The sequence below is a fragment of the Deltaproteobacteria bacterium genome (genome assembly GCA_003696105.1).
GTDB lineage: Bacteria > Myxococcota_A > Polyangia > Haliangiales > J016 > J016.
In genome coordinates, this window is the sequence record RFGE01000334.1 from 22,173 (window position 1) to 30,722 (window position 8,550).

General features: G+C 72.7%; 7 protein-coding genes. 2 read left to right on the forward strand and 5 right to left on the reverse strand.

From position 1 onward, the window contains the following. Positions 1 to 4: 4 nt before the first annotated feature. Entirely contained in the window at positions 5 to 2,854 is a 2,850-nt protein-coding gene (locus D6689_20840; GenBank protein RMH37702.1) for a hypothetical protein, read from the forward strand. A 25-nt stretch (positions 2,855 to 2,879) separates the two neighbouring features. On the opposite strand, the gene D6689_20845 is transcribed toward D6689_20840, so the two are convergent. Beyond that, complete coding sequence (locus D6689_20845) at positions 2,880 to 4,421, reverse strand: serine/threonine protein kinase (GenBank protein RMH37703.1); 1,542 nt, start codon at positions 4,419 to 4,421, stop codon at positions 2,880 to 2,882. Continuing rightward, on the reverse strand, positions 4,310 to 4,906 hold the full coding sequence (locus D6689_20850; GenBank protein ID RMH37704.1) for a (deoxy)nucleoside triphosphate pyrophosphohydrolase: 597 nt from the start codon (positions 4,904 to 4,906) through the stop codon (positions 4,310 to 4,312). The genes D6689_20845 and D6689_20850 overlap by 112 nt, the downstream gene beginning before the upstream one ends. On the opposite strand from D6689_20850, the gene D6689_20855 reads away from it, so the two are divergent. Continuing rightward, on the forward strand, positions 4,793 to 5,308 hold the full coding sequence (locus D6689_20855; GenBank protein ID RMH37705.1) for a DUF507 family protein: 516 nt from the start codon (positions 4,793 to 4,795) through the stop codon (positions 5,306 to 5,308). The two genes, D6689_20850 and D6689_20855, sit on opposite strands and share 114 nt — an antisense overlap. 69 nt (positions 5,309 to 5,377) lie before the next feature. Here D6689_20855 and D6689_20860 read toward each other — a convergent pair whose 3' ends face one another. From D6689_20860 to D6689_20870, 3 genes are all read right to left on the reverse strand, one after another. Continuing rightward, a complete protein-coding gene (locus D6689_20860; GenBank protein RMH37706.1) occupies positions 5,378 to 6,988 on the reverse strand; it encodes a LamG domain-containing protein in 1,611 nt (536 codons plus the stop codon). Between the two features lie 49 nt (positions 6,989 to 7,037). Next, entirely contained in the window at positions 7,038 to 8,033 is a 996-nt protein-coding gene (locus D6689_20865; protein RMH37707.1) for a hypothetical protein, read from the reverse strand. Beyond that, on the reverse strand, positions 8,027 to 8,550 hold a 524-nt coding region (locus tag D6689_20870; GenBank protein RMH37708.1), incomplete at its 5' end, for a PEGA domain-containing protein. The genes D6689_20870 and D6689_20865, both read right to left, overlap by 7 nt.

Here is an 8,550-nt window from a genome sequence, read left to right on the forward strand (position 1 = left end):
GGGAATGCACTGTCGCGCATGTGAGGAACCAAATCGGCCGGGCGCCACGCTGTGCAAGCGGTGCTCCGCACCGTTGGAACCGTCCTGTTACGGCTGCGGGGCGCCGGTCGGCGCCGAGGGCCAACTGTGCGGCGCGTGCCGCACGGAACGGGTGCCGCCGCCGGTCGATGCGGACGAGCTGTTTCCGGAAACCCCCGACGAGGCGACCGCGATCACCGCGATGCCGTACGAGTTGCGGCCGCGATTCACCGGCCGCACCGCGGTGCTCGACCGGCTCACCCAACTGTTCACCCGCGCGCGTACCGACCGCGAAGCGGGCTTCGCGGTGATCGTCGGCGAACCCGGCTCCGGCAAGAGCCGGCTGCTCAAGGAAGCCGCGCGGGCGTTCCGGTCGATCGACCCGACCGCGTGCGTGCTCACCGGCGCCGGCGACGGGCGCGGCGTCGCGTACGCCGCGTTCGCGCGGTTGTTGGCGGCGCGCTTCGGTATCGGCGCCGCCGACTCGGTGCAGACGCAACAGGAAAAGATCATCGAGGGCGTCGCCGACGTGCTGCCCGCCCAGCGGGTTACCGAGGTGGCGCATCTGGTGGCGCACCTGATGCGGGTGCCGTTCCCCGGCAGCCCGGTGATCGCGCCGCTGGTGGAGTCGCCGCAGCAGCTCGAGGCGCGCACGTTCATCGCGGTTCGCCGACTGCTGGCCGCGGATGCCGACCGCGCACCGCTCGTGCTGTGTTTCGAGAACCTCGAGCTGTGCGGCCCGGAGACGATCAACCTGCTGCACTACTTGGCGGCCGGACTGGCCAACAGCCCGATCGTGTTGATCGGTACCGGCCGGCAGCTGCTGTTCGAGCGCCATCCGTCCTTTGGCGAGGGCGACGTGACGGTCACCCGCCTCGACTTGGGGCCGCTGGACGAGGACGAGGCGGAGGCGCTGATGCGCGAGCTGTGCCGCCCGCTCGACCAGGTACCGGACGCGCTCATCCACCACGCGCGACGGCTGCGCGCCACGCCGCGCGCCCTGTTCGAGCTGGTCCGGCTGCTGCTCGAGTCGGAGGTGATCGTGCGGACCGGGGCGGCGACCTGGACCGTCGACCGCGATCGGCTCACGTCCGCCCGCATACCGGCCGATCACGACGCGATCGTGGCCGCACGGCTGCAAGTGATGGGACCGGCCGAGCGCGATCTGATCGAGAAAGCCGCGGCGGTCGGCGAGACGTTCTGGCTCGACGCGGTCGTCGCGCTCGTGCGCATCGCCGCGCTCAAACCCGAGGACCCCGACGGCCCCACCCTCGCCGAGATCGCCCAGGCCGGCGATCACACGCGCGTCTCCGTCGCGCAAACGCTGGCCAAGCTCGTCGAGCGCGAGTGGATCGTCGACATCACCGACTCGAGCGTGCCGGGCGAACGCGAGTACCGGTTCGCCTATCCGCAGCTGTGGTCGGCAGCGTACAACGCCATCGACGAAGCGACGCGCCGCCGCTACCACCGGCTCGTCGCGCAGTGGCTCGAGCTGCGGCCGGAAGGCCGCGGTGCGCTCGCGCAGGAAGACATCGCCCATCACCTGGAGCTGTCCGGCGACGCGGCCGGCGCCGCGGCTCGCTATCGCCGCGCCGCCGACGCCGCGCGGCGGTCGTTCTACAACGACAAGGCCATCCGGCTGTACGCGCGCGCGCTGGCATGCATCGGCGAGGCGGACGTGGCGGCGCGAATTCATCTGTGGCACGACCTCGGCTCGGTCTACGAACTCAAGGGCGATTTCGAAGCGGCGCTCGGCGCCTTCGAGCGCATGCTGCGCCTGTCGTGGGTCGTCGCGTCGCGGGCCAAGGCCGCGGTCGCGTTCAACAAGATGGGCCGAGTGTGGCGGCGCAAAGGCGACTTGCAGCTCGCGCTCGAGTACCTCACCCGCGGCCAAGATCTGTTCGAGCAGGCGCACGACAGCCGCGGGATGGCCGGTTCGCTCGACGACATCGGTCACGTGTTGTACTTGCTCGGCCGCTACGACGAAGCCTACGAAAAGGTCACGCGCGGCCTTGCCGCGCGCGGTCGCCGCGGCGACGAGCGGTCCATCGCCCGGTCGCTGTCGACCCTGGGCAACATTCAGCAAATGCGCGGGCGGTTCGTCGAAGCGCGCAACTGCCACACCGAGGCGCTCGAACTTCGCCGCAAGATCGGTGACCGCGCCGGCGTGGTCGCGTCCCTCAACAACCTCGCCGTGCTCGCCTACGAGCTGGGAGACCTGGACGCCGCGCGGCGGGGTTGGCAGGAGGCGCTGCAGGAGGCCGAAGACATCGGCGCCCTCCCGCTGCAGGCGCTCGCGCTGGCAAACCTGGGCGAGTTGGCCCGGGTCGAAGGCCGCCACGAGGAGTCGCGGCGGCGGCTCGAGGACGCGCTCGCCATCTGCGAAGAGATCGACGAGCGCCGGCTCACCAGCGAAGTCCTGCGCAACCTCGCGCAGCTCGAGCATGCGACCGGCGGCGCCGGCGCGCGCGACCACGCGCAGCGCGCCCTCGACATCGCGCGCGCGGCCGGCCTGCGCGAGCAGGAGGGACGATGCCTGATCACGCTCGGCGACGTCGTCGCCGGCAACCTGTTCGACGCCGACCGCACCGACGAGCAACCGCGCGACGGCGAGGTCACCGGCGCCGAGAGCTACTACCGGCGCGGCGTCGACCTGCTGCGAGACATCGGCAACGAGGCGGAGTTGGCCAAGGGCCTCGACCGGCTCGGGCGCTACAAGATCGAGCGAGGCGAGATCGCGGCGGGCGCCGCGCTGCTGCGCGAAGCGCGCGACATCTTCGCGCGACTCGGCATGTCCCAGTGCCGCGAGGTCGACCAACTGCTCGCCACGCTGTGACGCCGGAGCCAGCCACTCGCGCCGGCTACGACTTCTTCTTGCGCTGCTGGAACGAGTACGGCCGGCGGCTCGACGCCGTCACCCGGCGAGCGGCCTTGTCGGCATCGGCCTTGTCGGCCCCGTCGGCGTCGTCGCCGGCCAGCGGCTCCTCGCTCGGCGATTCCGGTTCGCGGAACTTGATCTGCGCGAGGGGGTTTTCCGCCGCCATGACCTGCGTCTGCTTGTCGAGGACGTTCTGCAGATCCTTGATCTTTTCGAAATCCTCGAGAATGTCGTCGACGGTCGCGTAGCGCTCGCTGCGCGAGTCGCGCGTCATCTTGTCGAAGATGTCGTCGATCTGCGCGGGCAAGTTCGGATTGATCTGCGAGGGCATCGGCGACCGCCGGCCGGGCAAGCGCCGGGTGAGCAGCTCGTAGAAAATGATGCCGAGCGCGTAGATGTCGGCCTGGGGTCCGGCGCCGACCGGGTCGGTGAACAGCTCGGGCGCCATGTACGCGACCGAGCCGATACCGACGTACACCTGCCGGATCACGGCGGAGTCGCGCTCGACGATGCGCGCGAAGCCGAAGTCCGACACCTTGACGTTGCCATACCCGTCGATGAGCAAGTTCTCGGGCTTGAGGCCGCGGTGAAACACGCGCTGCGCGTGGGCTGCCTGCAGCGCGTGCGCCGTCTGGAGCAAGTACTTGAGCACCAGCGCGATCGGAACCTCTTCCGCATCGGTGATCAGCCGGCGCGCCGAGCCGTTCGGCGCCAACTCGGTCACGACGTAGGGATAGTCGCGGTCGAGGTTGACGTCGTGCATCGGCAGGATGTTCGGATGCGCCAAACTCGCCCCGGCCTGGACGACATCGGTGAATCGCCGGACGATCTCTCCGCGCTGTTCGTCGCTGAAGTAGCTAAACAGGTCGCGGATCTCCTTGAGCGCGACCTCTCGGTTGAGCGGCACCTGGCGAGCGCGGTAGACCGTCCCGATGCCCCCGCTGCCGATCTTCGCGAGCTTCTCGTAGCGGGCATCGACGATCTCGCCGTGCGTGCGAATCTCCCCGCCCACCGTCGCGCTGGGCCGGCCGCCGGAGGTCTTGGCCACGAGTTCCTCCTTGCCGCGGGCGCGGCGGCGATTCTTGAAATACAGCACGGCGCGCTCGGCGAACTCGGCCAGGTTGTCGCCGTTGGCGACGCGCGCCCCCTCGGCGGTCACCTCGAGCTGCGAGGTCTCGACGTCGTGCCGCAAGTAACCGGCCGACTCCAGAAATCCGACGTACTCGCCGAACGGAAGCGTGACCGCGTTCTCGCAGATGCGCCGGATGTCCTCGAGCCGGTTCTGCCGGCTGAAGCGCCCCTCGGCCAGGACGTTGGCGAGGATGAACCGCCCCTCCTCCGTGAGGATGTCCTTGGTGACCTTGGTGCGCCCCTCCATCTTCGCGCAATGATAGGCGGTTGGCCGCCGGCGGGTCAAATCACCGGCAGCGGCGGCACGCCCTCGCGACGCAGGCGATCGACCAGCGGCTCGTCGGCGGGCAGCACCCGGTAGTCGGCCAGTTCGGCCGGAGGCACCCACCGCCATTCCGCCACCTCCACGGCGCGCGGCCGCGCGCCGTCGCGCAGGGCCGCGGCGTAGACGAGCAGGACGACCTCATAGCCGTCGTAGACGTGGTGCACCACATCCCATACGCGGCCGACGACCGCATCCACCGCCAACTCCTCGCGCAGCTCGCGCGCGAGCGCGGCAGCGGGCGGCTCGCCCGGTTCCACCTTGCCTCCGGGCAGTTCCCAGTACCCGGCGAGCGCCTGATCGGCGCGCCGCCGCGTGAGGAGGATCGCGCCGTCGCCGCGCCCGACGAGCCCGGCGACCACGAGCTTGCGCACCAGCACCACGGCGTCGGAGGATAGCGCGCCTTGACAGCCGCGCGCGACCGCGCCTAGAGTCCCGCCCGAGTGAAGCTCTACGCGCAGAAGATCGACCTCATCGCCGCCGACGTCATCCGTCAACTCGTCGGGGCCGGCGACATCGAAGTGTCCGATGCCAGCGAGGCCGAGCTCGACGTGCAAGCCGTACTCAAGGAGTATCTGCGAGTAGACCGGGAACTCACCGAGCGGGCCAAGGACATCATGGAGATCCGCGGGCTGCCGTACAGCGCGTTCGGCCGCACCAAGCGCGCGCTGGCCGAACAACGCGACTTCGGGCTGGGCGAAGAAGGCCTCAGCTGGATCGCGACGCAGCTCATCGAAACCTTCATGCAGTCGGCCCACATCGACGAGATCTACGCAGACGACGCCACGCTGCGGCGCAAGATCAAGGAGATCCTCCGGCGACACATGGCCCTGGACGAGGAACTCGACCAGGAGGTCCGCGAGCGCATCAAGAACCTCGAGGAAGGCACGAACGCCTGGGAGATCGAGTACAAGCGCGTCATGGACCAGATGAAGCAAAAGCACGGCATCAAGGAGTGATGCCCGCCGCCGGCCGGCGCGACGGCCGGACACGCCGCGGCGCACACCGGCGTCGCGCTGCGCGCCGCGTCACGGCGGCCCGGCCGCGTACCGCGCACCGACTTCGGCCGCCGACATCGCCCGGTTGTAGACGGCGACGCGATCGAACGTGCCGAGCCACGGCCGATCGCCGGTGAGTTCGTTGGCGATCGCGAACCGGTATCCGGCATCCCACGCCGCCAGGGAGCCGCCAACCCGGTGCGCCCGCCGCAGGCGGCCGTCGACGTACAGCTCGCGTCGCCCGTCGGCCCGGCGTACGAGCACGACGTACGCCGGCCGACGAGCCGCGGCATCGCCGACCGGCGAATGCGTCGCCGGCGTGCCGTTGGCGGTGGTGAGGTCGGTCCGCAGGCGTCCGACGAACTGTCGCTGCTGCTGGCCGAGCGTGACGTTGCGGTGCCCCGGGTCGGCCGACAGCGTCGCGATCCGCGCCGGACCCGCCTGCGTCGCGTTGGCCGGGGTGATCCACGCCTCGATCGTCAGCTCCCCGGTCAGCTGGGCTGCCGTGACGATCTTGGTCGCCGGCTCGGCGCTGGCGATGACGGTTGCCGCGTCCACGGTCAGCGTCCCGGGTCCCCAGGTCACGTTGGCCGGGTCGGCGATGACGAGGTCAATCGCCGGCGCGATGCCCGAGCGGTCGGCCACGACCGCGCCCGCGCCGTCGTCGAACTCCCACACCGCGATCGCACCGCCGGCCGGGGGCGCCTGTCCGACGCAGGCTCCGACGGCACACGTCGCGCCGGCGCCGCACGCCGCGCCGTCGGCGGCGAACGTGCAGTCGGCGCGACAGCAGGCAGCCGGCGCGTCGCACAGTTCGAGTCGCTCGACCACTCCGTCACCGCAACGACCTCCGGTCGCACCGAGGTCGAACGCCATCGCGGCGGCCACGTCTGCCGCGGTCTTCGCGTAGCTCGACACCTGGACGTCGTCGATGGCGCCGTGCAGAGTCGGCGCGCCGTCCGCGTCGCTGCCGATGCGCCAGGCCGGGCCGGCCACCGCGCAGGGGCTCGCGACCAGCGGCCGCGCGTCGGTCTGCACGCCGTCGACGAAGAACCGCGCTTCGGCGCCGTCCCACGCAACCGCGACGTGGTGCCACGCGCCCGCGCCGACGACGGCCGTCGCACTGGTGACGTCGACATCCGTTGTACATGCATCGTTCGTCACCACGCGAATCGCGCCGCCCGCCGCGAGCTCGACGTGGAACGTCGCCCGCGGCGACGCCGCGTCGTCCTTGTCCCCGAACAGCGGATCGGCCGCGTCGTCCGCGTCCCGCCGCACCCACGCCTCGACGGTGAGCGGCGGCGCGATGCCGATCGCCGGATCCTTCGGGAGCCAGCCGGAGCCGCCGGAGAGGACCAGCGCGCTGGCGCGAGGTCCGTCGGCGGCCAGCGTCCACGCGCCGAGCAGGTGGATGTCGAACCCGTTGCCGGACCGATCGGGGACGTCGCCCATCCACGCCACGTCGAACCCGTAGGCGAGCCGGTCGCCGATCCGAGGGTCGCGCGCGGGTGGACCGCCGTCTGACGGCGATGCATCGACCGGCGCGCGCGCGTCCGCCGTCGCGGCGGCATCCACGCGCTGCGCGTCGCCGACGTCGGCCCGCAGCACGCACGCGGGCAACGCCAGCGCTCCGATCGCCACGGCGCCGCAAGCCCGCGCAGCCACGTACCGAGCATAGCGCACGCGGCGGTCAGAACGGGATGGCAACCGCGATCCCGGCGCGGCCGGCGCCGACGACCGGCGCGACCGCGGCGCGCTCGGCGTGTCGCGGCGCGTCGTCCCGCACCCAGAGGACAACCGCGACGAGCGCCGCGGCGCCGGCGGCGCCGAAGCCGACATTGGCGAGCAGCGCGTGGCGGCGCGCGCGATCCTCGAGCGCGAGCGCATCCGCGGCCTCGTGCTGGTCGCTGGCGGCGTACACGTCGCGCAGTTCGGCCACGTCGGCGCGCGCGCGCACGCCGAAGTATGCGCCGGTCGCCGCGCAAGCGACCGCCGCGCCGCCCCACACCCCCCAGTGCGACCACACCGACCGCCGCGCGCGCGGTGACGCCGGCGCGCGATCGACGGCGGCCGCCGCGCCGCCGGTCCGATCGGCGCAGTCGAACGCCGACACGGCGGCCAGCAGGTTGCCGTGCGCGTCGGCGACGCCGACGACTGACGGGCGCGCCGCTGGCGGCAGGGCCAGCCGCGCGCGCCCGCCCACCAGGCGCGACACCGCCCGGTCCGCTCCGGCGTCCGCGCGAGCGGCCGCGGCGATCGACCCCGGGTTGCGCCGGACGACGACCTCGAACGCGGGCGGCGCGCTCGCGAGCCGGAAGCAGCGAAACGCCAGCGGTCCGCGCGCGGCGGCGCGCCGGCGCGCACGCTCGAACGGCTCGGAGATCTTGGGCGACGTGCCCGGGGGCAGCCGCGCGTCCGGCCGAACCGCGAGCCACACCGCGAACGCATCGACGGCCTCGTCGGTGCGGCCCAGCGCCGCCGCGACCTCGCCGCGCAGCCGGTACAGCTCCCCTGTCTCCGCCGGGCCGTTGTCGCCGGCGGCGAGCGCGGCCGCGAGTTCGGCGTACGCCTCTTCGAACCGCAGGTCGTCGAGCGCCGCCCGCGCGCGCGCGACGTGCGGGTTCGCATGGGCCGCCGCGGCCGCGAGCCACACCGCAGCGCACGCCGCGTGCGACCACCTCACCACTCGACCTTCCGCCGGGTCGTGTCCCCCGAGCGTATCTGGACGCGGAAGGTGCGGACCGTGGCGTCGGCCGACGACACCGCCTTGAGTTGGTGGACGCCCGGCGCGAGCGGCACGCGCACCAGCGGGGTCACCCCGAGTTTGCGGCCGTCGACGAACACGGTGGCGTACGGCTGCGCCGCCACCGTCAAGTAGCCATCCGGCGCGGGCGCCGCGGGCGCCGCGGCGCGACGCGACCGCTCGCTCGGCCGGCCGGTCCGGCGGGCGCCGCCGGCGCGACCGCCGGCCGGCTGTCGCCGCTGCGCCCGGTCGTGCGCGGTTGCGCCGCGGCGCGGCGCGTCCCGCGCGCGCGAAGCGCGCTCCGAATCGGGTGCGCCGCCGTCGTCGGCTCGGCCGGCCTCCGGGCGGCGCCGGCCGCCGTCGCCGGCTCGGCCGGATGCGACGAGCCCGACCTGCCGGCCGGACGCGACCGCCGCGTCGCCGGGCGGCTCGCCACGCCCGGCCGCCCGCGCCCCGGCGT